The sequence below is a fragment of the Ruegeria atlantica genome (assembly GCF_001458195.1).
In the GTDB taxonomy this organism is placed as follows: domain Bacteria; phylum Pseudomonadota; class Alphaproteobacteria; order Rhodobacterales; family Rhodobacteraceae; genus Ruegeria; species Ruegeria atlantica.
This window is the reverse complement of sequence record NZ_CYPU01000006.1, coordinates 98897-122259: the sequence shown is the minus strand read 5'-3', so window position 1 is coordinate 122259 and position 23363 is coordinate 98897. Positions and strand designations below refer to the sequence as shown.

The window sequence follows — 23363 nt, the reverse complement described above, 5'->3', positions numbered from 1 at the left end:
ACGCATCACCCGTACCCGTTCCAACGAAACGCCCCATCAGGGGCCAGAGGTGAGAACGGGTTGAAAGCGACCTCCCAGATCGTGCCTTCGGGTGCGCGGAAATAACCGTGATGCCCGCCCCAGAACACATCCGAGGCCGGTTTAAGAACCTCGGCACCAGCGGCTTGAACCTTGCTTAATACCAGCGCGACATCTTCCTTTGACCGGCAGTTACAGCTAAGCGTCAGCGCCCCATGGCCCAAGGTGCCCACGTCAACACCAATCCCATCGGCCAGTGCCGGCAGAGGATACAGCCCCAGCGTCTGCCCGATCAGATCAAAGGCAATCACACCGTCCGGGCTGTCGACACGTTTCCACCCAATCTTTTCATAGAACACGGCTGCGGCTTCCGGGTCTTCCACTCCGACCGTTATCAAGCTGACGCGCTGTTCCATCATTCGATCCCCTGCTCTTTCAACCATGCCAAAATACCAGCGACCGCAGCATCAGTCTGTCCCGGAGACATCAAATGTCCGGCAATGACATGGGATGATGGGTCATCCCCCGGCCCCATCGTAACCGTCTGAACACTAGCAGGTCCGCCCCAAGCTTCGGCCACCTTGTGGGTCAAGTCCGGGCGCACAACCTGATCATCGTCCGAGAACCAGAACAGCGCCGGGACACGCGCCTGCGAGAAGTCCATGGCATAAACAGTTTCAACCAAGGCGGTCATAGGCACAACTGCCTCCCACGGATAAACCGACGACCAGTACTTGTTCTTCTCGGGATCCGGCCCCGAGACGTCCCGTTCTTCCCCCATGATCAATGGCAACCAGCTTCGCGCCCATGGAAGGCCCGGTATCCAAGCACCGGGCGTGTTCACACCAAAGTTCGGAGAGACAAAGACCAAACCGGCTACATTCTCTATCAGCGCATCGTCCAATGACGCCGCCGCAGCCAGCGTTCCGCCGGTGGAGGTTGAAATCACGACGACCTGTTCGCCCACCGCACGGGCGGCGGCCAACCCTTCGGCCATATCCTGTATCCAGCCCGAGGCAGTGCCTTCGGCCATTGCCTCCCCACTACGCCCGTGACCTTGCAAGCGGGTGTAGACCAGATTGGCCCCCAGCGCTTCGGCGACCATATCCGGCACTGGACGAATTTCCTCGGACGAGGCGGAAAACCCATGCAAATACAATATGGAAACCGGGGTGCGCTGTTCCTTGAACCCGTCTTGCCAGACAACCCGTTTCTCGACACCAGGAGTGATGTCATTGAAAGCGGACTCGACGCTTTCGAAATAGACCTGCACTCCTTCGCCAAACTTGCGCGGTTCAAATGTCGGGTTCAGGTTCACCTCTTCGCGCGGACCGAACCAATAAATCAGGGCACCAGCCGCAAGCAGCACAAGAAGAACACGGCCGATGGCTTTGCCCAAGCCCCGGATCATTGCGCGCCCATCACTTCAAGCACAGCGTTTTCGATGATTTCCAGGCACGGCCCGTCCGAGAATCTGTGGTCAGCATCCTTGACCAAGAGCAGGCGCAAATCTGGACCGGTGGCATGTTCTACAAGGCGCACAGCGGTTGCGGTGGAAACAGCAGTATCCGCGGTTCCTTGCAGAAAACGCACCGGAAACTGAAGATTAATTGCATCCCGCAGAACCAACTGCTGTCTTCCGTCCTCAATCATGCGCTTCGTGATGATATAGGGCTCCATATAGTCCGACGGTAATTCGACATGCCCGACCGTCTCAAGCGCTTGTTTCTGCGCGTCTGAAAACGACGCCCAATAACCGTCTTCAGTGAAATCAGGCGCGGCAGCGATGGTAACCATCCCTGCAATCCGATCCGGCATTGCCTTCGCCAGCAAAAGCGCTTGCCAGCCACCCATCGACGACCCGACCACGATCAGCGGCCCATCGGTTAGCGCAGTCACCGCGGCCAACGCATCCTCGTGCCAGTCGCCGATGCATCCGTCCTCAAAATTGCCCGAGCTCTCGCCATGGCCCGAGTAATCGAACCGCAGGAATGCCTGACCGCGCGCCTTGGCCCAAGCTTCAAGATGCACTGCCTTGGTGCCCTCCATGTCAGACTTCAGCCCGCCCAAAAATACAACCGTCGGCCCTGCCCCATCGCTTTTGTGATAAGCCAGCCGCCGCCCTTGCGCCGTGTCCAGAAAATCCGTCACTGCCATGTCGCCCTCTTTCCTTTTGGGGTTCATCATGCACGGCTGCCCGGTGGCTGCAATTCCCGATTTCGAACCTCCCGCCGCGTCAGCCACAGCGCGGTTGGGTGCTTGACAGGTCATGCTGCAACTGCCAAATGGATCAAACACACATAACCCGCAACCGGGCGTTCAGTGGGCGCCAAACCGACGAGGAGAGCCGATATGGCCCTGGACTCACAGTCAGTCTCCCTTACTTTTCCCGATGGCAATTCCCGATCCTTCGACGCAGGCGTGACGCCCGCGCAGGTGGCTGCCGACATCTCGACCTCACTGGCCAAAAAGGCCATCTCGGCCACCGTGAACGGCCAGCACTGGGACCTGCAGTGGCCCATCGAATCTGACGCGCAGATCGCCCTCCACACCATGAAAGATGAGGAACAGGCCAACGAGCTGATCCGTCATGATCTCGCGCACGTGATGGCGCGCGCGGTGCAGGAAATCTGGCCTGCAACCAAGGTCACCATCGGCCCCGTGATTGACAACGGCTGGTACTATGATTTCGACCGGGCAGAACCGTTCACGCCCGAAGATCTCGGCCTCATCGAGAAAAAGATGAAAGAGATCATCAACAAGCGCGATCCCGTGACCACCGAAATTTGGGACCGTCAGCGCGCAATCGAATTCTACAAGGCCAATAACGAGCCTTATAAGGTCGAGCTGATCGAAGCCATTCCGGGTGACGAACCGCTTCGCATGTACTGGCACGGCCACTGGCAGGACCTCTGCCGTGGCCCGCATTTGCAGCATACCGGCCAGTTGCCGGGCGACGCCTTCAAGCTGATGAGCATTGCTGGCGCCTATTGGCGTGGCGACAGCGACCGCGCGATGCTGCAGCGCATTTATGGCGTGGCCTTCACCGGCAAGGAAAAGCTGAAAGCGCACCTGCATATGCTGGAAGAGGCTGCCAAGCGTGATCACCGCAAGCTGGGGCGCGAGATGAACCTGTTCCACATGCAGGAAGAAGCGCCGGGCCAGATCTTCTGGCATCCGAACGGCTGGAAAATCTACACCACCCTGCAGGACTATATGCGCCGGATGCAGGAACGAGACGGCTATGTCGAAGTGAACACGCCGCAGGTCGTGGACCGCAAGCTGTGGGAAGCGTCTGGCCACTGGGACAAGTATCAAGAGAACATGTTCATCGTCGAAGTCGACGAAGAACACGCCCGCGAAAAGGCGATCAATGCGCTGAAGCCGATGAACTGCCCGTGTCACGTGCAGGTTTTCAATCAGGGTTTGAAGTCTTATCGCGATCTGCCTCTGCGCATGGCCGAGTTCGGATCTTGCGCGCGGTACGAACCCTCGGGCGCTTTGCATGGGATTATGCGGGTCCGTGGCTTTACGCAGGATGACGGCCATATTTTCTGCGCTGAGGAACAGATCGAATCTGAGACCGCCAAGTTCATTGCGTTCCTGTCCAAGGTCTATGCTGACCTCGGGTTTCATGACTGGACCATCAAACTGTCGACCCGCCCGGAAAAGCGGATCGGGTCGGATGAAAGCTGGGATCTGGTCGAAAAGGCGCTGGGTGATGCCTGTAGGGCAGCGGGCTATGACTATGAGGTTCTGGAAGGCGAAGGCGCGTTCTACGGCCCCAAACTGGAATTCACCTTGACCGACGCGATCGGCCGGACATGGCAGTGCGGCACCTTGCAGGTTGACCCTAACTTGCCCGAACGTCTGGATGCCAACTTTATCGGAGCCGATGGTGCCAAGCATCGTCCGTTCATGCTGCACCGTGCGACATTGGGCTCGTTCGAACGCTTCATCGGTATCCTGATCGAAGAGCACGCTGGCAAGCTTCCGTTCTGGTTGGCCCCGCGTCAGGTGGTGGTCGCCTCGATCACGTCCGAGGCGGATGACTATGTTTTGGAAGTTGTCGAAACGCTCAAGGCCGCAGGCGTGCGGGCCGAGGCGGATATTCGCAACGAAAAGATCAACTACAAGGTCCGTGAGCACTCGGTCGGCAAGGTGCCGATCATTCTCGCCGTCGGTCACCGCGAAGTTGACGAGCGTACCGTAAGTGTGCGCCGCCTTGGCGAAAAACAGACACAGGTTCAATCGCTTGAAGCTGTAACAAAAGAGTTGTCTTTGGCGGCTACCCCGCCCGACCTTCTGTAACATTCGGCGATAATTCGCACGAAATCCGACCCCAAATTCGGGGTCGGATTGAAACATTTTCCATTTTTCAATTCAAAAACAGTTTGTTAACCTTCAAGAGGGCATTACGCTTTTTGACGGGGTTGTGAGACACGGGCTCGTGAATTCACCTGCCCCGATTTAGCTACTACCTTTGTCATTGTCACAAGAAGACATACGCAGTCATCAAAAGGGATTACCGAGATGTCGAACACCGCAAAAACCCTGGTTATCGCAAGCGCAGTTGCAGCAGCCGTATCCGGCGTCGCCACAACCGCCTCCGCACAAGCCAAAGAGAAATGCTATGGCGTTTCGCTGGCCGGTCAGAACGACTGTGCCGCTGGCCCCGGCACCACCTGCGCGGGCACCTCGACCGTTGACTATCAGGGCAATGCCTGGACACTGGTTGACGCTGGAACCTGCGCCGATATCGAACTGCCCAAGTCGGCAGATGGTGCAGCGCGTGAAGGTTCGCTGGAACCGCTGGAGCGCGACCTGCCGGCATAAGCCCAAGCATCTGAGAATCGGAGGGGCGGGCCCTATCGCCCGCCTCTTTTCGTGACCGGAGGATTTGCACATGCTGGATAGTTCACTTCGATCGAACAGGCTGCCCGCGGCACCGGGCGTCGGGTATAAACCCCAGCATTACGACCAGATTCTGGACCATGCGCATCCGGTCGGCTGGCTTGAAATCCACGCCGAAAACTACATGGGTGACGGCGGCAGGCCGCTTGCGCAATTGCGCCATCTCTCTGAAAAATTCCCCATTTCCGTCCACGGCGTTGGCCTCTCGATCGGTGGAGAAGGTCCCCTGTACACCGATCATCTGGCGCGCCTGAAACACTTGGTGGGGTGGCTGAATCCGGCCAGCTTTTCCGAGCATCTGGCCTGGTCGACCCATGACAGTCATTTCCTGAACGATCTTCTGCCCCTGCCCTACACGGACGAAACGCTGGAGCGTATCTGTGCCCATATAGACCAGGTTCAGGAAACCGTGGGGCGGCAAATGCTGTTGGAAAACCCATCCAGCTATTTGGCTTTTGAAGAAAGTACATGGTCCGAGCCTGACTTCCTGCGGGAAATCGCACGTCGGACAGGATGTGGTCTTTTACTGGACGTGAACAACGTCTTTGTGTCGGCCACCAATCTGGACTTCTCGCCGCAGAGCTACATCGACGCCTACCCGCTGGACAATGTCCACGAGATCCACCTTGGCGGTCATGACGAAGACGAAGACGACCATGGTCGTCCCTTGCTGATCGACAGCCACGGTCGCGAAGTCGTTGATCCGGTGTGGACGTTGCTGGATTACGTGTTGGACCGTTCCGGTCCCAAACCCGTTCTGATCGAATGGGATACGGACGTACCCGATTGGTCCGTTCTTCGGGCTGAAGCAGATCGGGCGCAGGCGGCACTGGACCGCATCCCCGCATGAGCGTTTCGCAAACCACATTCTGCGCAGCCCTGCTTGACCCATCGGCGGCCGTTCCGGACGGTTTGTGGGATGCCGCAGAACGCCCTGCCGGGCGGCGGTTCAGCGTTTACCGCAACAACGTGGCTGTTTCGCTGACCGAAGCGATGCATCAGGCCTTTCCCGTGATCGCACGACTGTTGGGCACACAGAACATGGATGGGCTTGCCGGGCTTTTCCTGCGCAAACACCCCCCTTCTTCACCGCTGATGATGTTCTACGGTGAGGAATTCCCCGAATTCCTTGCCGGGATGGAGCAGTTGTCGCACCTTGGCTACCTTGCCGACGTCGCGCGTCTGGAACTGGCGCTGCGCCGGTCCTACCACTCTGCCGACAGCCAGGCAGCACCGCATGATGCTCTGGCCATCCCACCGGAAGAGATCGTTCTGGCAAAGCTGGAGTTTGCGCCATCGATGAAGGTTCTTCGGTCAGATTGGCCGCTGTTTTCGATCTGGCGCTTCAATTCCGAAGAGGGTGCACCAAAACCTGCCCCAGGGTCCGAAGACGTCCTGATCACCCGACCCGAATTCGACCCGGCCCCGCATTTGCTACCCAAGGGCGGAGCGGACTGGATTGCGCACGTTCAGGCCGGACTTACCATTGGCGAGGCATTTGAACAAACCTTTGCCGAATTCCCCGAATTTGACCTTGGGGCCACTCTGGCGCTGCTTTTGCAGGGCGGCGCAATTACTTCTGTGTCTATCGAAAGGCTGGCAACATGACTGCCCTGATCTCTTTTCACAATAATACCCTGGGACGGCTGGAAATGACCTCTGGCTGGCTCACGCCAACACTGGCCCGGGTGGTTTTTGCCGCGACGCTGCTTGTCTACTATTGGAACTCAGCAACCACCAAACTAGGCAGCGGCATTTTGGGTTTCCTGTTCCCGTCTGACGGTGCATACGTCCAGATTTTTCCCAAAGCAATGGAAGCCGTCAGCTATGACAGTTCACAACTTGGCTTTTCTTATTGGGTGATCGCAGTTGCCGGCACCTGGGCTGAGTTCCTGCTGCCAGCCTTGATTCTGGTCGGGCTTCTGTCCCGGCTGGCGGCCTTGGGTATGATCGGTTTTGTCTGGGTTCAGACAATTGTCGACGTCACCGGGCATGGCGCAGCGCTGGGAAGCTTTTTTACCGCCGCACCAAATGTGCTGGACCAGCGGACGCTCTGGACTTTCGTGCTGCTCGTTATCGTGATCAACGGCGCAGGCCCCTTGTCTGTCGACCGGGCCCTGCACGTGAAATGACCTAGAAATGTGCCTTGGGCTCGTCCGGTTTTCCCGCGGCCAGCCCAAGGATGCCTGCCACGGCGGCAAAGGCCACCGGAAACATCGTGAAGACGTTGAATCCAAACGCGAAATACATGCCGACGGCTGAGATCAGCAGCAATATTCCACCGATCAGAGCCCGCGCATGGGCCATTGCGCCCCCCGCGATGGCCAGCAAAGGCGCAATAATGGAAGCGGTCTGGATGAACTGTACGTTGTCCACTTGCTCAGCAAGGCCTTCGATCTCGCCGTAATGGTTAATGAATTCGATATAGCCATAGCCAAAAAAGCCAACAATCATTCCGATCAAACCGGCAATGACGCCCAAAATCATTGATGCGTTGCGCATTTAAACCCTCATATTTACGTCAGACACATAAGCGCCCGATCAGGCAACGCCAAGGCTTGCCTTGGTTTTCGCGGTCCAGCCCAACAACAACGTACCGTCATCTTCGATCAAGGGGCGCTTCATCAAAGTCGGGTGTTCCTTCAGCAACTCCAAAGGTGGTCGCGTGCGTTGTTCCGCGTCCAATCCACGCCAAGTTGTTGACCGGGTATTGAGCAAAGCTTCGCCGAAGGTATCAAACGCCTCTGTCAGGACAGAATCGGGAACTCCTTGCGCGCGAACGTCTACAAATTCAATATTTTTAATTTCTTTCAATGCCTTACGGCAAGTATCACAGTTTTTCAGGCCATATAGACGCATTTTGGGACCGTTCCTGTACTTGTATGAATTTTTGGCATTTTTGCCTGCTACATCCAGTTATTCTTGATTTTTTACTTCACCGTGCAATGTTGAAAAAGACGAAACACACAATTCGGGCTGCGTCGTGTGGGCGAAGCGGTGATGCGTTGTGGTTGCGTCAACCACTGCCCCCACCAATTTGTGGGACAACGTGTAAGTAGAAGGAGACACGGGAAATGCCAACTGGCACCGTGAAATGGTTTAATACCACGAAAGGCTATGGGTTTATTGCCCCTGACGAAGGTGGCAAGGACGTTTTTGTTCATATCTCGGCCGTAGAACGGTCCGGTCTGACCGGACTCGCTGACAATCAGAAAGTCTCGTATGAGTTGGAAGACGGACGCGACGGCCGACAAATGGCCTCTGATTTGAAGCCGTTATAAAACACCCCGTCATCTGCGGGTACTAAAAGCAGGCCAACGGCCAATTTCCGGCCGTTGTCCATTCTCAAGGGTTTGAAACCTTACCCTCGCGTCGGTTTGGTATCGGCATGAGTGCTTTCGTTTTAGCCGAACACCACGATTTCCGAGCGTTCACGCATCACACTGATGACTGATGTCATGAACCACTCAAAAAGGCGTCATGACATCAGAAGAAAGAGTTCTGTCGGCTTTAACCCTCGCGAATGACAGCCTGGAACTCGCGCCATTCCCGTGCCGTCATGCCCGAGTTTTCCTGCGTCACAGTTTCACCGGCCAACATGCGTCGCAGGCTATCAACCATCTGCGCCGAAAGGTTGACCGCACCCAAACGGTAATCTTCGAACGCTCTATACGCGAAGGGCACCCAGTCGGCGACGATCTTGCACATCATGTCGGCGTAAACGCGGATTTCGTACTGAGCATGTGGATCGGCCCTCAAACGCAGGAAATGGAACAGGTTGTGCAGGTCCACCTTCCAGTACCACTGCGTGTAGATATTCGCAGGCAGGTTCATCCGCGCCAGTTCTCGCGCCAACCCCTGTTGACCATCCTGGTTGATCATGGCTTCGTAATTGTCATAACACCGCGCGCTGTCGGCCTTGAGCATTTCTAGAACGCGGGCTGCCTCTTCCCCTTGCAGGGCGTCGCCGCGACCCTGATTGTTCACTTCGGATTGTGCGGCCACGTGGTCCGGTGCAGGGATATAAAACTCTCGATCCAGAATAGAATACCGCGCAGAATACTCATTCACATTTGCGGTCCGGTGACGAATCCACTGTCGGGCGACAAAGACCGGCAGTTTGACGTGCAGTTTGATCTCGCACATCTCGAACGGGGTCGAGTGCCAGTGCCGCATCAGATAGCGGATCAGACCCTCATCGTTCTGCACCGATTTGGTGCCTTTGCCGTAAGATACGCGTGCCGCCTGACAAATTGCTGCGTCATCCCCCATGTAGTCAATGACGCGTACAAAGCCGTGATCCAGCACCTGATGCGCGGTATAGAGGTGGTCTTCCATCCCCTCAGCCACAACGCGGCGTGTTGGATGCGATTGCGCCCGTTGCGCTTCGATCTCGGCCAGTTGGTCAGAGGACAGCGGCATGAAATTTCCTTTCCAGCAATGAGTCGCCCACTACTATATATCGGCAATTCCCAGACCGGAACCGCGACATGTGCACCAAGCGTCGCAAATTCCAAATTGTGTCCACCCTGCCCCTCGACACGCTTGGCCCGCGCGCTAAGCTGCAGCCCATCACCTGAATAGAAAGGAAGCCACAATGGGGCTGACATATCTTCACACCATGGTCCGCGTGAAGGATCTGGAGAAGTCGATGGCGTTCTATGAACTGCTGGGCCTGAAGGAAACCCGCCGTTATGACAGCGAAGCAGGCCGGTTTTCGCTGATCTTCATGGCCCCTCCGGGACAAGAGGATCGGCCGATCGAGCTGACCCACAATTGGGATGGGGATGACACTTTGCCCAGCGACAGCCGACATTTCGGGCATCTCGCTTATGGGGTCGACAACATTTATGAGGTTTGCCAGCACTTGCAGGACAACGGCATTGTGATCAATCGCCCCCCGCGTGACGGGCGTATGGCGTTTGTGCGGTCTCCGGACAATATCTCGGTCGAACTGCTGCAAAACGGCGAAGCGCTGGAACCGGCCGAGCCCTGGGCCAGCATGGAAAGCACCGGCACCTGGTGATCCGCTGGCTGATAGCACTGGGTCTGGCCGTTCTGGCCAGCCCCCTTCGGGCCGAGACCTGCCGGCTTGCACTGGCACTCGCTATGGATATCTCGACTTCCGTGGACGAGAACGAAGACGTTTTGCAACGGCAGGGTCTTGCGGCTGCATTGATCGCACCAGAAGTGGTCGAGGCGTTTTTTTCCTCGCCCGCACCGGTAGCGCTGGCCGTGTATGAGTGGAGCGGACGCACCACACAACGCGTAGTTCTAAACTGGACCATGATCAACACTGAGGCCGATCTGCTGGTCGCAGCCTCAACAGTGCAACAATCTGTTCGTTCGGATAGTGGCTCAGCCACAGCAATGGGCCATGCCTTGGCATTTGGCGCGACTTTGATGCAGCAAGCGCCGCCCTGCCTATTCCAAACTATCGATCTGTCAGGGGATGGTTCAAACAATGACGGCTATGGACCGGACTCTGCATACCGGCACTTTCCCTTTCAAAACGTCGTGGTCAACGGGTTGGTAATCAACGCTGCGGACTTTGAAGGAGAGCTGTTCCTCATCCCGTTCTTCGAGAACAACGTTCTGCACGGCCCCGGTGCGTTTCTGGAAATCGCGCAAGGGTTCGAAGATTTTGAGCGAGCGATGCGTCGCAAGCTGGAACGAGAATTGAAAGGGTTGCAGATCGGTGCTTTGCAGGAGGGTGCACATTAATGATCCGCCTCCTGGCCGCGATATTCGCCATGTTCGCCAGCGCCGCTGCGTCGGAATGCAGGCAAGCACTGGCGTTGGGGCTGGACGTGTCCGGTTCGGTCGACAGCGCCGAGTATAGGATGCAAACCGTCGGTCTGGCTGCGGCCTTGCAACGCCCTGAAGTTGTTCAACTGATCCTGTCCGACATCGGCGCGCCTGTGCGATTGGCAATCTACGAATGGAGCGAGACCCACCATCAACGCATGTCGGTAAACTGGACTGAGATCCGCACGGCACAAGATCTTGCACGGATCAGCGACCAATTGAAGAGCGTCGCGCGGGGTAACGCACCACAGGGCACGGCTGTTGGGTCGGCAATGCGGTTCGGAGCCAATCTACTGTCGCAGCAACCGAATTGCTGGAAACGCACATTGGATCTGTCAGGGGACGGCAAGCACAATCTGGGCCCTCATCCACGCAGCGTGAAAGCCGAACTGGAAAACACCGGCATCACGATCAACGGGCTCGTGATCGGAGCAGACGATCCCAGTCATGGCGACAAACGCTATGTCCAGGTCGGTGAGCTTTCCGCCTATTACAACACTTGGGTGATCCTTGGACCCGGAGCCTTCGTCGAAGTCGCTTTGGGCTTTGAGGCCTATGAGGACGCGATGACCCGAAAACTGATACGCGAGCTGGAGGGGCTAACCCTGTCCGACGCCGCAGATACCCTGCGCCCCTGATCAATAGATGTACCGAATTTGGTCAGTCCAATACCGCTCGACCCGACGCAGGGATGTGGTGATGTCGTCGATGCCTTCCAGCCCCAACACGCCGCGATTTTGCAGCCCCTCAGCGTGGCGCGAAAACAGCTCGGATACGACATCGCGTATTTCACGACCGCGTGGGGTCAATCGAACCCTTACGGAACGGCGGTCGATCTCTCATCTTTGATGGTGCATGTACCCCATTTCGACCAGTTTCTTCAGGTTGTAGCTGACGTTGCTGCCCTGATAATACCCACGACTTTTCAGTTCACCTGCGGTGACTTCATTGTCGCCGATATTGAACAAAAGCAAGGCCTGCACGGCGTTGATCCCCAATACGCCGACACGCTCAAACTCATCCTTGATGACGTCCAATAGCAACCGGTGCAGCCGTTCCACCAAGGCAAGTGCCTCAAGATAGCTGGTCATGAACCCTTTGGTTCCCGGCGCGGAGACCTGCATTTCCATACTCATCCGATCCTCCGATTCAGTCGCGCTGTTTCAGGCAGGATGAATGGAAATCCCGAAAAATCGGTCAAGCCGGATTTTCTTTTATTTTTGAAAGGTCTGCGCGATGTCCGATATCAATTCGGAATAGGTTTCGGGCGGCTGCAGCTGCCCTGTGACCCACTGATAAAGATCCTGGTCGTTTTCGTGCAGCAACGCATCATAATTATCCAGATCCGACGGCTCCATGGCCGTCAGATTTCGGTCAGCATAAGCCGACAGGATCAGATCCATTTCCTTGATCCCACGCCGCATGGATCGCATCTTCAGCCGCTTTATACGAACGTCCTGTGGTTCGTTCACCGACCCTGCTCCAGCATCAGACGCACCCTTTTCTCCAGCTTCGCGGCCCGCTCGGCGCTGGCGCGCATTTCACCGCGAATGGAACGCAGCTCAGCCACGACATCCGCAAGCTCGGGTGCGCCTTCTTCCGCTTCGACGGGGGCATCCATGCCTTCGCCTTCACCGGTCAGCAACCACATGATCGACACATTGACCATGCCTGCCATCATGGAAAGACGGTTCGCGCGCGGCTCGGACAGATCATTTTCCCAGGCTGCAATTGTTGTCTTTTTCACGCCAAGCCTGCGGGCCATCTGGGCCTGGGTCATACCAGCCGCTTCGCGTGCCCCTGCCAGCCTGTCCCCGAATGTCGCAGAGTCCGGTCCGTACCAGTCATTCTCGTCGTTCATCGGGCTCTCCAATTCCATTATGCATATCGCTTGATCGTCATTCGAGCGCACCCTATGACAGTCAAGCTGAACATACAAATCGAGGCCGACCATGAGTTTCCTTTCTGCGACACTGTCACGCGTGAAGCCATCGCCCACCATTGCGATAACCGCTAAAGCGGCCGAGTTGAAAGCTGCCGGGCGCGATGTCATCGGCCTAAGCGCGGGCGAGCCCGATTTCGACACTCCGCAGAACATCAAGGACGCAGCAGTAGCGGCCATCGCAGCCGGGAAGACCAAATATACTGCGCCTGACGGCATCCCAGAATTGAAACAAGCGGCGTGCGCCAAGATGAAGCGTGACCACGGCTTGGAATACACGCCCGCACAGATTTCGGTTGGCACCGGCGGCAAGCAAACCTTGTACAATGCCCTGATGGCCACGATGAACGAGGGCGATGAGGTTGTGATCCCTGCACCCTATTGGGTTAGCTATCCCGACATGGTGCTTTTGGCCGGAGGCACTCCGGTAATCGCGGAAACTTCGATCCAGACCAACTTCAAACTGACTGCAGATCAGCTTGAGGCTGCGATCACGCCGAAGACCAAGTGGCTTATCTTCAACTCACCGTCGAACCCCACCGGTGCAGGCTACAGCCGTGAAGAGCTGAAAGAACTAACCGACGTCCTGATGCGCCATCCGCATGTTTGGGTCATGTCCGACGACATGTATGAACATCTGGCGTATGACGGGTTCGAATTCTGCACACCGGCGGAAGTTGAACCCCGCTTGTATGACCGGACGCTGACCTGCAACGGTGTCTCCAAGGCCTACGCCATGACTGGGTGGCGCATAGGTTACGCGGCAGGACCGGTCGAGGTCATCGCCGCCATGCGCAAGATCCAATCGCAATCAACTTCGAACCCCTGCTCGGTCAGCCAATGGGCGGCGGTTGAAGCACTGAACGGCACTCAGTCCTTCCTGGCCCCCAACAACGAAACGTTCAAACGCCGCCGTGATCTGGTTGTTCGCATGCTGAACGAAATCGACGGCATCAGCTGCCCGACGCCCGAGGGGGCGTTCTACGTCTATCCATCCATTGCCGGGCTAATTGGCAAAACCACCCCCGCAGGCACTGTGATCGACTCGGATGAGGCGTTTGCCACCGCATTGCTGGAAGAGGTAGACGTGGCCGTCGTGTTCGGTGCGGCCTTTGGCCTGTCGCCAAACTTTCGGGTCAGCTATGCGACCTCCGACGAGGCGCTGACCGAAGCTTGCACCCGCATCCAGCGCTTTTGCGCATCGTTGACTTGAGTAAGCGCAAATGACGTCGGAACTGCCCGAATATTATTTCCGCGTTCGCGAGAATGGTGCGGCGGTTTTTAGGATCGACACTGAAAACCGCCAGCGCCGGATCGAGATGGATCAGATCGCGGTCATCAACATCCGCAATGGCGAGGTGAAACCGCAAGGCCAACGCACGTTGTCCGACGCCGACAAGGCCGAGATTGCCCGTTGGATGGATGCACGAAAAGCGTTGCTGGCCCAGCGCGACATCGACGACATTCACCGCGCGGTTGATTACCTGAACCTCACCACGCAATGGGCGCAATCCAAGGCGACACCAGAGCAGCTTGAGGATGTAACCGACCGGTTGCTGCTGGCCATGCATGACCTACGTTCTGTCTTGGTGCGAAAAAAGGCAGACCGCTTCGGCAAAGACTGACCCGCCGAATCTTACTCGGCGGGCACACCGACCTCGCGGACCGAGCGCATCCAGAACCGCGCCATCAGCATAACCGCTGCGCAGGCCAGACCCAGAACAAGGCCCAGCCAGACTCCGATTCCGTCCATGCCCAACACGAAGCCAAAGTAGTACGAGGACGTAATCCCCACGCCCCAATAGCTGAGCGCGGCCATGACCATCGGGACCTTTGCATCCTGCAACCCACGCAGGAGGCCAAGCGCAATGACCTGTGCCCCGTCCACCAATTGGAACAAAGCCGCCATGGCCAGCAGGCCTGTACCGATCATCAGGATTTCCGGACGCTGCGGGTCATCCGGTTCCATGAACAGGGAAATCAAAGGCTCGGCATAGGCTAGGAACAGGATGACAGTCAGGATCGAGATCACCAAAGACATCCCCGTCACCGCAATCGCGCCGCGTTCCAGATGTGGCCTATCTTTCCGGCCCAACGCATTCCCGGCCCGGATCGTCGCAGCGTTTGACAGCCCCAGATGCACCATGAACGTCGCGGATGCCAAATTCAGTGCAATGCCATGTGCCGCCAGCGGAACCTGACCCAGCCAGCCCATCATGATCGCCGACATTGCGAACAGGCTGACTTCGGACAGGGTCGTCAGGCCAATCGGGACGCCTAGGCGGAGAACGCTCAGAAACATCTCCCAGTCCGGACGCCAGAACCTTTGGAACAGGCTATGTTCGGGCAAAACGCGCATGGCGTAGATCACCACGCAAACCAACGATACGACCTGAGTGACAACCGACGCGATAGCGGCCCCCATCACACCCAGCTCAGGGGCTCCCCAATTGCCGAAGATCAAGGCATAGTTGGTAAACGCGTTAACCACTGCTGCCGCCACAGTTATCCAGAGCACGATCTGGGTCCGCTCTAACGCGGCCAGATAGGATTTCAGCACCATCACCAAAAGCGCCGGAATTAGGCCCCACCCAGCAACCCTGAGGTACTGGGACGCAGTTTCAGCGACTTGCGGGTCCTGCTTCAACGCAAGGAAAATAGGGTACGACCACCAGAGCATTGGCATCATGACGGCCGCATATACAAGCGACAACCACAACCCCATGCGCGTTGTACGGCGAATACTTGTTTCGTCTTCTTCAGCCGCAGCCGTCGCCACCATTGGCATAACAGCCAAACCGAATCCGGCCCCAAACAGGAACAGCACAAAGAAATAGCTGCTGGCCAAGGTCACGGCGGCCAGCGCCTCGACACCGTACCAACCCAGCATGACCGTATCCGTCAGCCCAATAGCAAATTGGGCCAGGTGCCCGCCGATCAGCGGCAAGCCCAGCACAGAAATGGCCCGAAAGTGGCCACGATATGTCATCACCTTACTCATCCGAACAGCCTTATGCCCGGCCCGAGGCCGGGACAAGAGGCGAACGACGAAATTTCACCTTGAGACTACACCCGCAGGTTCAAATGTTACCTGAGAGGACTCCTGTCACACGGTTTCAGGATGCAGTGAATTGCCCAGAATATGTTCCGAGTGCTGAATCACGTGATGCGCCTGGCCGACGATCAAAGGATCGGGGCTGTCGACGATTTCATGGTTCTTGTCCGGATAGTCCAGCGTAGACAGGAAGTGGCGCATGCAGTTCAGGCGCGCGCGTTTTTTGTCGTTCGATTTCACGATGGTCCACGGGGCGTCGGCGGTATCGGTATAGAAGAACATCGCCTCCTTGGCCTCGGTATAATCGTCCCATTTATCAAGGCTGGCCTTGTCGATCGGTGACAGTTTCCACTGTTTCAGAGGATCGGTTTCGCGGCTTTTGAACCGGCGTTGCTGTTCAGGTTGCGTGACCGAAAACCAGTATTTGTAGAGCTGGATACCCGAGCGCACCAGCATCCGCTCCAGCTCGGGCGTTTGGCGCATGAACTCGAGATACTCGTTGGGCGAACAAAAACCCATGACCCGTTCAACCCCGGCGCGGTTGTACCAGGACCGGTCGTAGAAAACCATTTCGCCGACCGTGGGCAGTTCCTGAACATAGCGCTGATAGTACCACTGTCCCTTCTCTTCCCAGGTGGGTTTATTCAGCGCAACGACACGTGCTTGGCGTGGGTTCAGGTGCTCCATAAATCGTTTAATCGTTCCACCTTTGCCTGCGGCATCCCTGCCCTCAAACAACAACACAAACCGCTGACCGGTTTCCTGAGCCCAATGTTGTACTTTTAGCAATTCTGCCTGCAGTTGCGCCTTCTCCGCCTCATAAGCTTTGCGCGCCATCTTGCGATCATAAGGATATCTGCCGCTTTCAAAGGCCTGACGAATTCTCTCGGGGCTGGGCTCAGTCGGTGAGATTTTGGCTATCGCCGACAGGTTGGCAGGGTCTTGGATTTTCTCGGTCTGCGGTACAACTTCCATTCAGGTTCTCCTTGTCTCACTGTCCGGGAAAACGCCTAGCAGTCGGGTGAAAAACACGCTTTGATTGGTGTCAAAGTTCTACATCTTTCTGGGCGTGTGCTTCAGGTACAACACAGGGCTTCGGCTATGAAAAACATGTTCATTGATCTTAACGGCCAGAGGTTCCTTCTGCGCAGCTGGGGGGACCCCGACCTTCCGCCCTTGTTGATGCTTCACGGGTTTCCCGAATATAGCGGCGCGTGGCAGGACCTGGCCCCGCATTTGTCCTCCGACTTTCATTGCATCGCCCCCGATCAACGCGGTTACGGGCAAAGCTGGGCGCCAGAGGGCGTCGGCCATTATGCCCTGTCACGACTGGTCTCGGACATGGTGACGTTGATTGAGGGGCTCGCCCGTCCGGTTTGTGTTCTTGGCCACGATTGGGGAGCGTCTGTGGCCTATGGTTTGGCCATGTTCCGCCCGGATCTGGTGGACCGGTTGATCATCGCCAACGGCGTGCATCCGGCGCCCTTCCAACGGGCCATGGCCGCAGGAGGGGCGCAATCCGAGGCTTCGCAATACATCAATGCCCTGCGCGCACCAGACGCGGCAGAGCGTTTGTCGGCGGACAATTTCGCCAAGCTCGAACAGTTTTTTCGTTTCGGGATGGGAACAGACTGGCTGACGGACCAGCAAATGCAGGTCTATCGTACAGAATGGGCCCGGCCCGGGCGGCTGGAGACTATGCTGAACTGGTACCGCGCGTCACCGCTGGTGGTTGCGAAAACCGGCGCACCTCGCACGGATCTGCCAGAGCTGCCAAAGGACCGGTTGATGGTTCGCTGCCCCCACCTGTTGCTGTGGGGGTGTGAAGACAAGGCGTTGCTACCAGAATCGACTGAGGGGTTAGAAGACTACGCACCCGATCTGGCGCGCATCGACATTCCGAACGCTGATCACTGGCTGCATCACCAACAACCCAAAGCGGTGGCGCAGGCGATCCTTGGTTGGATGGCGCGCTAAATCCGTTTACCGGTGCCCCCAATCCGCCGGGTCATCCGAGTTGTTGGGCGACAGGCCCAATATGTCGCCATCCGTTGAACACCCCAGCCCCAAAACGGTCCGGTTAGCATAAGAGAAATACGCGCAGACCTGATTGATTTCGAGGATCTCACCATCGTCCCATCCGGCCGTGCGCAGGGCTTCCACGTCTTGCAGTTTCAACTCCGCCGGGGTCTCGGTCAGTTTGCGCGCGTAACGCATGGCCTCAATCTGGGCACTATCCAACGGGGCCACCTCTGGCGTGCCAGCCTCAATCGTCGCGCGAATTGCCTGGCCACGCTCCGGATCGCCCACCAAACGCTGCAAACCGCTGTAGTGGTGCTCAACACAATAACTGCATTTGTTCAGCGCGCTGACCCACACGCCCAACACCTCAAGAAACCACTTCGGGATCGTGTTGGCGGAATGGTGCAGCACGTTCTTGTACATGGCCATGTGACCTTCCATCGAATGTGGCCGCAAGGAATGCACCATCATGATGTTGTCGACATTGTTGCCCGGGCCGGTAACACGGTCATACAGTTTCCTGAGTTTTCCCGTTGCCTCATCAAAAGGGATGGTTCTGATCCAGCTCATCTCTTTGCCTCCCGTATCCATTTGCTTTTGCAGCCAAACCTAAACAGAATGCAGAAACAATGCGAGGCCTTGGCGGCCACGTTTACCCGGAACATTTCACGTGACTGCAATGAGAACGCTCTGGGCATCCTCCACCGCCACCTGATAAAGAACTGCCGACACCCCGTTTCACTATATTGATTTTCCAGCGATGCGCCTTCCTCTGTTCTTGTTTGTCCTGTCAATCTGCGGCCTGTTCGCGACTCTGTTCCAGCCTGCGCTTTTTAATTGGGCAATGGTCGCAGGGCTTTGCACCATCGCAAGCGCAATATTGCTGCTTGGAAAATGGTTGCGCAGATCGAAAGCGCCGGAGAACTGGGCCGTGGTTGATGGATCAAATATTTTGCACTGGCGAGAGGGCATTCCGGACATTGCCACCGTACGCGAAGTTGTCGACGCTTTGACCGCCTCCGGCCTGACGCCCGGCGTCGTGTTCGATGCAAATGTCGGCTACAAAATCTCGGATCGCTACATGAACGACAAAACCCTTGCCTCACTGCTTGGGTTGCCCGTTGACCACGTTATGGTCGCACCCAAGGGAACGCCGGCCGACCCGCTTGTTTTACAGGTCGCTCGCGACCTAAGTGCTACCATTGTCACAAACGACCGTTTTCGCGACTGGGTTGACGATTATTCGGATGTGCTGCAGGCCAAAGAGCTTGTGCAGGGTGGCTATCGGAATGGCGCTCTCTGGCTGGCGTTGTGACCGTGGGTCCAGCCCGGTCAAACATGTAGCGTGTCAACTTCAGTTCCAAATCACGGCGCATCATAGCCGACAAACCGCACACAACACTTCGCGCGCCCCTTCCCCCGGACCACATCCCCTGCCATAATGGGACCAAACCCAAAAACAAGAGCAGCACCCATGCCCGACGATCTGTTGACGCCAGAAGCGACCAATACCTATGACGCCTCCTCGATCGAGGTGCTTGAAGGTCTGGAACCGGTCCGCAAACGCCCCGGCATGTATATCGGCGGCACGGACGAACGCGCGCTGCACCATATGGTGGCCGAAATCCTCGACAACTCGATGGACGAAGCCGTCGCTGGCCATGCCAACCGGATCGAGGTTGAGCTGCACGCCGATTACGCTCTGACGGTGCGCGACAACGGGCGCGGTATTCCGATCGACCCCCACCCCAAATTCCCGGACAAATCGGCGCTTGAAGTCATTCTTTGCACTCTACATGCGGGCGGCAAATTCTCGGGGAAGGCCTATCAGACCTCGGGCGGTCTGCACGGTGTGGGTGCATCCGTGGTCAACGCCTTGTCGGATTCGATGGTCGTGCAGGTGGCGCGTGACAAACAGCTGTTCGAACAGCGCTTTTCACGCGGCATCCCTCTGGGCCCTGTCGAAAAAGTCGGCGCGGCACCCAACCGGCGCGGCACCACTGTGACGTTCCACGCAGACGAAGAAATCTTCGGCCATCACAAGTTCAAACCCGCACGGTTGTTCAAATCCATCCGCTCCAAAGCCTACCTGTTCTCGGGCGTCGAAATACGCTGGAAGTCCCATATCGACGACGGCGAAACGCCGACCGAGGCCAGCTTCCACTTTCCCGGCGGTCTGTCCGACTACCTGAAGGAAACGATGAATGGCTCGTCCACCTATGCCGAGCAGCCTTTTGCCGGCACTGTGGACTTTCGGGAAAAATTCGGCGCTGCCGGCAAGGTCGAATGGGCGATCAATTGGACGCCCTCGCGTGACGGGTTCATCCAGTCCTACTGTAACACCGTCCCCACCCCCGAAGGCGGCACTCATGTCGCCGGGTTCTGGGCTGCAGTCCTGAAAGGGATCAAGGCTTATGGCGAACTGATCAACAACAAGAAGGCCGCGCAGATTACCCGCGACGACCTGATCACAGGTGGCTGCGCGCTGGTGTCCTGCTTTATCAGTGAACCGGAATTTGTGGGCCAGACCAAAGACCGCCTCGCCACAGTTGAAGCACAGCGGTTGGTAGAGAATTCGGTCCGCGACCATTTCGATAACTGGCTGGCCGCGGACACAAAATCCGCCGGTGCTATTCTTGATTTCCTCATTCTGAGGTCCGAAGAACGTTTGCGCCGACGCGCCGAGAAGGAAACACAACGAAAGTCCGCCACTAAAAAACTTCGTCTTCCCGGCAAGTTGGTGGACTGTTCTAGTTTAACACGCGACGGAACAGAATTATTCATCGTCGAAGGAGATTCTGCGGGCGGTTCTGCAAAAATGGGCCGAAATCGCAAAACCCAGGCCCTTTTGCCCCTGCGCGGCAAGATCCTGAACGTGCTGGGCGCGGCCAGTTCGAAACTGGGCACCAATGCTGAGATCAACGATCTGACCCAGGCTCTGGGTGTGGGGCTTGGCACCAAGTTCAATGTCGACGACCTGCGCTATGACAAGATCATCATCATGACTGACGCGGACGTAGACGGTGCGCATATCGCGGCGCTGCTGATGACGTTCTTCTTTACCCAGATGCGGCCGATGATCGACACGGGCCACCTGTACCTCGCCTGCCCGCCCCTGTATCGCCTGACCCAAGGCGCCAAGCGGGTTTATTGCCTTGACGAGGCCGAGCGGGATGAGTGGCTTGAGAAAGGTCTGGGCGGCAAGGGCAAGATCGACGTGTCCCGCTTCAAGGGCCTGGGTGAGATGGACGCCAAGGACCTGAAAGAGACCACGATGGATCCCGCGTCCCGCAAACTGATCCGTGTCACCATCGACGAGGACGAACCCGGCGAGACTGGCGATCTGGTCGAGCGCCTGATGGGCAAGAAACCCGAACTGCGGTTCCAGTACATTCAGGAGAACGCGCGGTTTGTGGAAGAGTTGGATGTTTGAGACGGTTTAAAGCAATGCGCAGAACATGGATAAACCCAATCAGGAAAATGGTCTCATAAATCAACAAGCAACGCAGGGGCCATATGTTGGGGTCACGTAAGGCAAGGCTGCGATGGGCGGCCGGTATTCTTTTTCTTGCTGGTATGATTGCACTGCAGGCGGATCATCGTCGCAGGCCAGCCACTGTTGAAGAAATTGTCGACTCATTTCTTCACATCCACAATATTCCTGGTGCTGTGTTGGCCTATGGCCCATGGCGTGCGGACCCTAAAATCGTGGCATTCGGTGTTTCCGATCCAATTCAGAATACTCCTATGCAGCCTGACCAGTCATTTCGTTTAGCCTCGCTCACCAAACCCATTGCGGCCAGAGCCTTGATCAAAGCTGAGGAACGCGGTCAGTTCGACCTGGAGCGTCCAATAGCCGAGCTAGCCAACCTTCCCCCGCCTTTTGATCCGCGATCCTCTCAGGTTACGGCCCGGCAACTTTTGGCGCATACGGGGGGGGTTGACAAAAACGTTAGCTACGATCCGATCTTCGCTCCAGAACGCCTCGGCCTCGATTTGTCGGCCAGTTGCCCCGAAGTGGCCCAAACCGTATGGGAAACCATGCCCCTGGATCACGCGCCTAACAGAAAAACGGCGTACTCGAATGTTGGTTTCTGTCTTCTGAGCAACCTGATAACCAGCACGCCGGGAATGACTGTCGAACACGCCTTGCAGCAGGTCGCCGATATCCATCTCGAAGGTGCCGTCGGACCCAATTGGGAATTTGGCATCGATGGCTGGACCCGCGTGTTGGATTCTGAGGCTGAGCAAAACTGGCTTTTGGGGCTGGGTATCGCTGGCGGGGCAATCGGCACAGCCGAAGCGATCTGGTCTTTCGCCTCGGTCCCTCAACCCCATTTTGAGGCGACGGCGACCCATGATGAAAACATTGATTTCTATGCTTCAGGATGGCATGTGTGGCCAGAGGAAAACGGCCAGCACCTGACCCATTGGGGCGGCCTTCAGGGTATTTTTACAGCTATATTTCGATTCTCCGACGGAGAGACCATTGTCATCTTGTTCAACGCCTCACCTGTCGATCGCGGAAGTGCCTTTGCGTCGCTTCATAACGCGTTTTATGAAAATAATAACGTCAAAAGATAAAGTAAAATTTCACGAGCATGTGATCGAAGCTCTGGCGAGCATCAAACCCGACCCGCGGCTTGAAAACACGCAAGGAACGCGCGGTTTGTGGAGGAGTTGGATGTTTGATTCAGTAAGCCTTCAACACTCCGAGTATTGGGCGATAGCTTAGGCCTACTGCGTGAGTCTATTTTGTTGGCATGGTGACATGGGCTCCCACTACTTTGAACTCTTCTGAAATTCCCAAGACAATTCCGTAGCTGTAAATCAGGTCAAACTCAAAGAAACGCCACAATAGCGTAGGATTTCTTTCCCTATACTGTTGTACAGTCCAATAGCCTGAGACATTCCCGACAGGCTGGTTAGTTCCAGTAGAAACAAAGTTCTCACTTCTGTATCTGCTGTATCCCACCACTCGGAAGTCGTGATAACTCATCCAGCTTTGAACTCTATCGAGCGTAACCAGACTTCGCGAAATCCGATATATACAAAGCTCAACACCACTCGAGTAACCGCCTCCTTCCCAATCAAGCTTTAGTAAGTTTGGGTTTTCTTTCTTTTGTTCTTCTTTTGCCAAACAGCTTTGTACATCTGGAAACTTACGGATGGCCTTTCGATACTTCCTCCACTGAGGATGATCACTATCCACAACGCGGCCCAAAAATAGAAATGGTTCGACGTCTTGAGTAGAGAGATGATCGTATTCGATTACGCAAGAAGCCGATGGTCGACATTCCGACCAGATTTCAGATGCGCTAATCTCGGCCTCTGCCGAAGCAGCACCAAAAAATAGCGTAATAGCTGAAACAAAGATTCGCATTTTCCTTTCGTCAATCAATGAGTGTCAATCCTGTTGCTTTCAAATCCTTAGATGCATCTGAGACCACTAACTGGCTTCTTGAAAGTTGGGTTTTCCTCACCTCGAATGAACAAGATTAAACGTAGGATGGGTGTGTACACCGATCCTACTTGATCACGCCTACAGCGCCCGCCCATACGGGCGAATTGGGCGCCTTCAGGATGCTGGGTATTATGGATTGG

The 23363-nt window shown here is 56.4% G+C and carries 27 protein-coding genes and 1 pseudogene; 15 read left to right on the top strand and 13 right to left on the bottom strand.

Annotation, left to right across the window (positions count from 1 at the left end; all coding sequences use genetic code 11):
* Window positions 1-5 precede the first annotated feature (5 nt).
* Genes RUA4292_RS00870 through RUA4292_RS00860 form a run of 3 tightly spaced genes read right to left on the bottom strand, consistent with a single transcriptional unit; the run spans window position 6 to window position 2175 of the window.
* Window positions 6-434 carry a VOC family protein gene (locus tag RUA4292_RS00870; protein ID WP_058275888.1) on the bottom strand — a complete coding sequence of 143 codons (429 nt, stop codon included), beginning with the start codon at window positions 432-434 and terminating at the stop codon, window positions 6-8.
* Window positions 434-1429: an alpha/beta hydrolase gene (locus RUA4292_RS00865; protein WP_145974802.1), complete on the bottom strand. Its 996-nt coding sequence runs from the start codon at window positions 1427-1429 to the stop codon at window positions 434-436. The genes RUA4292_RS00870 and RUA4292_RS00865 overlap by 1 nt, the downstream gene beginning before the upstream one ends.
* Window positions 1426-2175 carry an alpha/beta hydrolase gene (locus RUA4292_RS00860; protein ID WP_058275915.1) on the bottom strand — a complete coding sequence of 250 codons (750 nt, stop codon included), beginning with the start codon at window positions 2173-2175 and terminating at the stop codon, window positions 1426-1428. The genes RUA4292_RS00865 and RUA4292_RS00860 overlap by 4 nt, the downstream gene beginning before the upstream one ends.
* A gap of 195 nt (window positions 2176-2370) precedes the next feature.
* Between RUA4292_RS00860 and thrS the strand changes: the two genes are divergently transcribed.
* The 5 genes from thrS (at window position 2371) to RUA4292_RS00835 (ending at window position 7064) form a co-directional block, all read left to right on the top strand.
* On the top strand, window positions 2371-4329 hold the full coding sequence (gene thrS, locus RUA4292_RS00855; RefSeq protein WP_058275887.1) for a threonine--tRNA ligase: 1959 nt from the start codon (window positions 2371-2373) through the stop codon (window positions 4327-4329).
* 222 nt (window positions 4330-4551) lie between these two features.
* Window positions 4552-4854, top strand: a complete 303-nt coding sequence (locus RUA4292_RS00850; protein ID WP_058275886.1) for a BufA1 family periplasmic bufferin-type metallophore — start codon at window positions 4552-4554, stop codon at window positions 4852-4854.
* A gap of 70 nt (window positions 4855-4924) precedes the next feature.
* The gene (bufB, locus tag RUA4292_RS00845; protein WP_058275885.1) at window positions 4925-5782 is read left to right on the top strand and encodes an MNIO family bufferin maturase; all 858 of its coding nucleotides are present in this window, start codon (window positions 4925-4927) and stop codon (window positions 5780-5782) included.
* Window positions 5779-6540, top strand: a complete 762-nt coding sequence (locus RUA4292_RS00840; RefSeq protein ID WP_058275884.1) for an HvfC/BufC family peptide modification chaperone — start codon at window positions 5779-5781, stop codon at window positions 6538-6540. Before bufB ends, RUA4292_RS00840 begins: the two co-directional genes overlap by 4 nt.
* Window positions 6537-7064, top strand: coding sequence for a DoxX family protein (locus RUA4292_RS00835; RefSeq protein WP_058274133.1), 528 nt, complete (start codon window positions 6537-6539; stop codon window positions 7062-7064). The genes RUA4292_RS00840 and RUA4292_RS00835 overlap by 4 nt, the downstream gene beginning before the upstream one ends.
* Before the next feature lies 1 nt (window position 7065).
* Here the strand turns inward: RUA4292_RS00835 and RUA4292_RS00830 are convergent, their stop codons facing one another.
* Both RUA4292_RS00830 and RUA4292_RS00825 read right to left on the bottom strand, forming a co-directional pair.
* Entirely contained in the window at window positions 7066-7434 is a 369-nt protein-coding gene (locus RUA4292_RS00830) for a hypothetical protein (protein ID WP_058275883.1), read from the bottom strand.
* A gap of 39 nt (window positions 7435-7473) precedes the next feature.
* The gene (locus RUA4292_RS00825) at window positions 7474-7791 is read right to left on the bottom strand and encodes an ArsC/Spx/MgsR family protein (RefSeq protein ID WP_058275882.1); all 318 of its coding nucleotides are present in this window, start codon (window positions 7789-7791) and stop codon (window positions 7474-7476) included.
* A gap of 215 nt (window positions 7792-8006) precedes the next feature.
* Between RUA4292_RS00825 and RUA4292_RS00820 the strand changes: the two genes are divergently transcribed.
* Window positions 8007-8213 carry a cold-shock protein gene (locus tag RUA4292_RS00820; protein WP_010439113.1) on the top strand — a complete coding sequence of 69 codons (207 nt, stop codon included), beginning with the start codon at window positions 8007-8009 and terminating at the stop codon, window positions 8211-8213.
* Between the two features lie 229 nt (window positions 8214-8442).
* Here the strand turns inward: RUA4292_RS00820 and thyX are convergent, their stop codons facing one another.
* A complete protein-coding gene (gene thyX / locus RUA4292_RS00815) occupies window positions 8443-9354 on the bottom strand; it encodes an FAD-dependent thymidylate synthase (protein WP_058275881.1) in 912 nt (303 codons plus the stop codon).
* 175 nt (window positions 9355-9529) lie between these two features.
* On the opposite strand from thyX, the gene RUA4292_RS00810 reads away from it, so the two are divergent.
* From RUA4292_RS00810 to RUA4292_RS00800, 3 genes are read left to right on the top strand one after another with little or no spacing between them, the layout of a single operon-like run.
* The gene (locus tag RUA4292_RS00810) at window positions 9530-9958 is read left to right on the top strand and encodes a VOC family protein (RefSeq protein WP_058275880.1); all 429 of its coding nucleotides are present in this window, start codon (window positions 9530-9532) and stop codon (window positions 9956-9958) included.
* Window positions 9955-10656 (top strand): DUF1194 domain-containing protein, encoded by a 702-nt coding sequence (locus RUA4292_RS00805; protein ID WP_058275879.1) that lies wholly within the window; start codon window positions 9955-9957, stop codon window positions 10654-10656. The genes RUA4292_RS00810 and RUA4292_RS00805 overlap by 4 nt, the downstream gene beginning before the upstream one ends.
* Window positions 10656-11378, top strand: coding sequence for a DUF1194 domain-containing protein (locus RUA4292_RS00800; RefSeq protein ID WP_058275878.1), 723 nt, complete (start codon window positions 10656-10658; stop codon window positions 11376-11378). Before RUA4292_RS00805 ends, RUA4292_RS00800 begins: the two co-directional genes overlap by 1 nt.
* Here the strand turns inward: RUA4292_RS00800 and RUA4292_RS00795 are convergent.
* The 3 genes and pseudogenes from RUA4292_RS00795 to RUA4292_RS00785 form a co-directional block, all read right to left on the bottom strand.
* A pseudogene (locus RUA4292_RS00795) lies at window positions 11379-11876 on the bottom strand (MarR family winged helix-turn-helix transcriptional regulator).
* Window positions 11877-11954: 78 nt separating this feature from the next.
* The gene (locus RUA4292_RS00790; RefSeq protein ID WP_145974805.1) at window positions 11955-12173 is read right to left on the bottom strand and encodes a succinate dehydrogenase assembly factor 2; all 219 of its coding nucleotides are present in this window, start codon (window positions 12171-12173) and stop codon (window positions 11955-11957) included.
* Between the two features lie 35 nt (window positions 12174-12208).
* Entirely contained in the window at window positions 12209-12601 is a 393-nt protein-coding gene (locus RUA4292_RS00785) for a helix-turn-helix domain-containing protein (protein ID WP_058274142.1), read from the bottom strand.
* A gap of 91 nt (window positions 12602-12692) precedes the next feature.
* On the opposite strand from RUA4292_RS00785, the gene RUA4292_RS00780 reads away from it, so the two are divergent.
* Both RUA4292_RS00780 and RUA4292_RS00775 read left to right on the top strand, forming a co-directional pair.
* The gene (locus RUA4292_RS00780) at window positions 12693-13895 is read left to right on the top strand and encodes a pyridoxal phosphate-dependent aminotransferase (protein WP_058275876.1); all 1203 of its coding nucleotides are present in this window, start codon (window positions 12693-12695) and stop codon (window positions 13893-13895) included.
* 10 nt (window positions 13896-13905) lie between these two features.
* Window positions 13906-14307 (top strand): hypothetical protein, encoded by a 402-nt coding sequence (locus RUA4292_RS00775; protein ID WP_058275875.1) that lies wholly within the window; start codon window positions 13906-13908, stop codon window positions 14305-14307.
* A gap of 11 nt (window positions 14308-14318) precedes the next feature.
* Here RUA4292_RS00775 and RUA4292_RS00770 read toward each other — a convergent pair whose 3' ends face one another.
* Window positions 14319-15671: an MATE family efflux transporter gene (locus RUA4292_RS00770; RefSeq protein WP_233493293.1), complete on the bottom strand. Its 1353-nt coding sequence runs from the start codon at window positions 15669-15671 to the stop codon at window positions 14319-14321.
* A gap of 117 nt (window positions 15672-15788) precedes the next feature.
* Window positions 15789-16712, bottom strand: a complete 924-nt coding sequence (gene ppk2, locus RUA4292_RS00765) for a polyphosphate kinase 2 (RefSeq protein ID WP_058275873.1) — start codon at window positions 16710-16712, stop codon at window positions 15789-15791.
* Between the two features lie 126 nt (window positions 16713-16838).
* Between ppk2 and RUA4292_RS00760 the strand changes: the two genes are divergently transcribed.
* A complete protein-coding gene (locus RUA4292_RS00760) occupies window positions 16839-17714 on the top strand; it encodes an alpha/beta fold hydrolase (RefSeq protein ID WP_058275872.1) in 876 nt (291 codons plus the stop codon).
* 6 nt (window positions 17715-17720) lie between these two features.
* Here the strand turns inward: RUA4292_RS00760 and RUA4292_RS00755 are convergent, their stop codons facing one another.
* Window positions 17721-18329 (bottom strand): carboxymuconolactone decarboxylase family protein, encoded by a 609-nt coding sequence (locus tag RUA4292_RS00755; protein ID WP_058275914.1) that lies wholly within the window; start codon window positions 18327-18329, stop codon window positions 17721-17723.
* Between the two features lie 190 nt (window positions 18330-18519).
* Here RUA4292_RS00755 and RUA4292_RS00750 point away from each other — a divergent pair, with 190 nt between their 5' ends.
* The 3 genes from RUA4292_RS00750 to RUA4292_RS00740 all read left to right on the top strand — a co-directional run bounded on the left by RUA4292_RS00750 (window position 18520) and on the right by RUA4292_RS00740 (window position 22343).
* A complete protein-coding gene (locus tag RUA4292_RS00750; RefSeq protein WP_082636948.1) occupies window positions 18520-19074 on the top strand; it encodes an NYN domain-containing protein in 555 nt (184 codons plus the stop codon).
* 159 nt (window positions 19075-19233) lie between these two features.
* Window positions 19234-21192 (top strand): DNA topoisomerase IV subunit B, encoded by a 1959-nt coding sequence (gene parE, locus RUA4292_RS00745; protein WP_058275871.1) that lies wholly within the window; start codon window positions 19234-19236, stop codon window positions 21190-21192.
* A 143-nt stretch (window positions 21193-21335) separates the two neighbouring features.
* The gene (locus RUA4292_RS00740) at window positions 21336-22343 is read left to right on the top strand and encodes a serine hydrolase domain-containing protein (protein ID WP_158506886.1); all 1008 of its coding nucleotides are present in this window, start codon (window positions 21336-21338) and stop codon (window positions 22341-22343) included.
* 166 nt (window positions 22344-22509) lie between these two features.
* Here the strand turns inward: RUA4292_RS00740 and RUA4292_RS24320 are convergent, their stop codons facing one another.
* Complete coding sequence (locus RUA4292_RS24320) at window positions 22510-23142, bottom strand: hypothetical protein (RefSeq protein WP_145974801.1); 633 nt, start codon at window positions 23140-23142, stop codon at window positions 22510-22512.
* Window positions 23143-23363: the final 221 nt, after the last annotated feature.

Excerpts from the sequence above, each read along its gene's own strand:
- RUA4292_RS00870 (WP_058275888.1), bottom strand. The coding sequence starts at position 434 with ATGGAACAGCGCGTCAGCTTGATAACGGTCGGAGTGGAAGACCCGGAA.
- RUA4292_RS00865 (WP_145974802.1), bottom strand. The coding sequence starts at position 1,429 with ATGATCCGGGGCTTGGGCAAAGCCATCGGCCGTGTTCTTCTTGTGCTG.
- RUA4292_RS00860 (WP_058275915.1), bottom strand. The coding sequence starts at position 2,175 with ATGGCAGTGACGGATTTTCTGGACACGGCGCAAGGGCGGCGGCTGGCT.
- thrS (WP_058275887.1), top strand. The coding sequence starts at position 2,371 with ATGGCCCTGGACTCACAGTCAGTCTCCCTTACTTTTCCCGATGGCAAT.
- RUA4292_RS00850 (WP_058275886.1), top strand. The coding sequence starts at position 4,552 with ATGTCGAACACCGCAAAAACCCTGGTTATCGCAAGCGCAGTTGCAGCA.
- bufB (WP_058275885.1), top strand. The coding sequence starts at position 4,925 with ATGCTGGATAGTTCACTTCGATCGAACAGGCTGCCCGCGGCACCGGGC.
- RUA4292_RS00840 (WP_058275884.1), top strand. The coding sequence starts at position 5,779 with ATGAGCGTTTCGCAAACCACATTCTGCGCAGCCCTGCTTGACCCATCG.
- RUA4292_RS00835 (WP_058274133.1), top strand. The coding sequence starts at position 6,537 with ATGACTGCCCTGATCTCTTTTCACAATAATACCCTGGGACGGCTGGAA.
- RUA4292_RS00830 (WP_058275883.1), bottom strand. The coding sequence starts at position 7,434 with ATGCGCAACGCATCAATGATTTTGGGCGTCATTGCCGGTTTGATCGGA.
- RUA4292_RS00825 (WP_058275882.1), bottom strand. The coding sequence starts at position 7,791 with ATGCGTCTATATGGCCTGAAAAACTGTGATACTTGCCGTAAGGCATTG.
- RUA4292_RS00820 (WP_010439113.1), top strand. The coding sequence starts at position 8,007 with ATGCCAACTGGCACCGTGAAATGGTTTAATACCACGAAAGGCTATGGG.
- thyX (WP_058275881.1), bottom strand. The coding sequence starts at position 9,354 with ATGCCGCTGTCCTCTGACCAACTGGCCGAGATCGAAGCGCAACGGGCG.
- RUA4292_RS00810 (WP_058275880.1), top strand. The coding sequence starts at position 9,530 with ATGGGGCTGACATATCTTCACACCATGGTCCGCGTGAAGGATCTGGAG.
- RUA4292_RS00800 (WP_058275878.1), top strand. The coding sequence starts at position 10,656 with ATGATCCGCCTCCTGGCCGCGATATTCGCCATGTTCGCCAGCGCCGCT.
- RUA4292_RS00790 (WP_145974805.1), bottom strand. The coding sequence starts at position 12,173 with ATGCGATCCATGCGGCGTGGGATCAAGGAAATGGATCTGATCCTGTCG.
- RUA4292_RS00785 (WP_058274142.1), bottom strand. The coding sequence starts at position 12,601 with ATGAACGACGAGAATGACTGGTACGGACCGGACTCTGCGACATTCGGG.
- RUA4292_RS00780 (WP_058275876.1), top strand. The coding sequence starts at position 12,693 with ATGAGTTTCCTTTCTGCGACACTGTCACGCGTGAAGCCATCGCCCACC.
- RUA4292_RS00775 (WP_058275875.1), top strand. The coding sequence starts at position 13,906 with ATGACGTCGGAACTGCCCGAATATTATTTCCGCGTTCGCGAGAATGGT.
- RUA4292_RS00770 (WP_233493293.1), bottom strand. The coding sequence starts at position 15,671 with ATGACATATCGTGGCCACTTTCGGGCCATTTCTGTGCTGGGCTTGCCG.
- ppk2 (WP_058275873.1), bottom strand. The coding sequence starts at position 16,712 with ATGGAAGTTGTACCGCAGACCGAGAAAATCCAAGACCCTGCCAACCTG.
- RUA4292_RS00760 (WP_058275872.1), top strand. The coding sequence starts at position 16,839 with ATGAAAAACATGTTCATTGATCTTAACGGCCAGAGGTTCCTTCTGCGC.
- RUA4292_RS00755 (WP_058275914.1), bottom strand. The coding sequence starts at position 18,329 with ATGAGCTGGATCAGAACCATCCCTTTTGATGAGGCAACGGGAAAACTC.
- RUA4292_RS00750 (WP_082636948.1), top strand. The coding sequence starts at position 18,520 with ATGCGCCTTCCTCTGTTCTTGTTTGTCCTGTCAATCTGCGGCCTGTTC.
- parE (WP_058275871.1), top strand. The coding sequence starts at position 19,234 with ATGCCCGACGATCTGTTGACGCCAGAAGCGACCAATACCTATGACGCC.
- RUA4292_RS00740 (WP_158506886.1), top strand. The coding sequence starts at position 21,336 with ATGATTGCACTGCAGGCGGATCATCGTCGCAGGCCAGCCACTGTTGAA.
- RUA4292_RS24320 (WP_145974801.1), bottom strand. The coding sequence starts at position 23,142 with ATGCGAATCTTTGTTTCAGCTATTACGCTATTTTTTGGTGCTGCTTCG.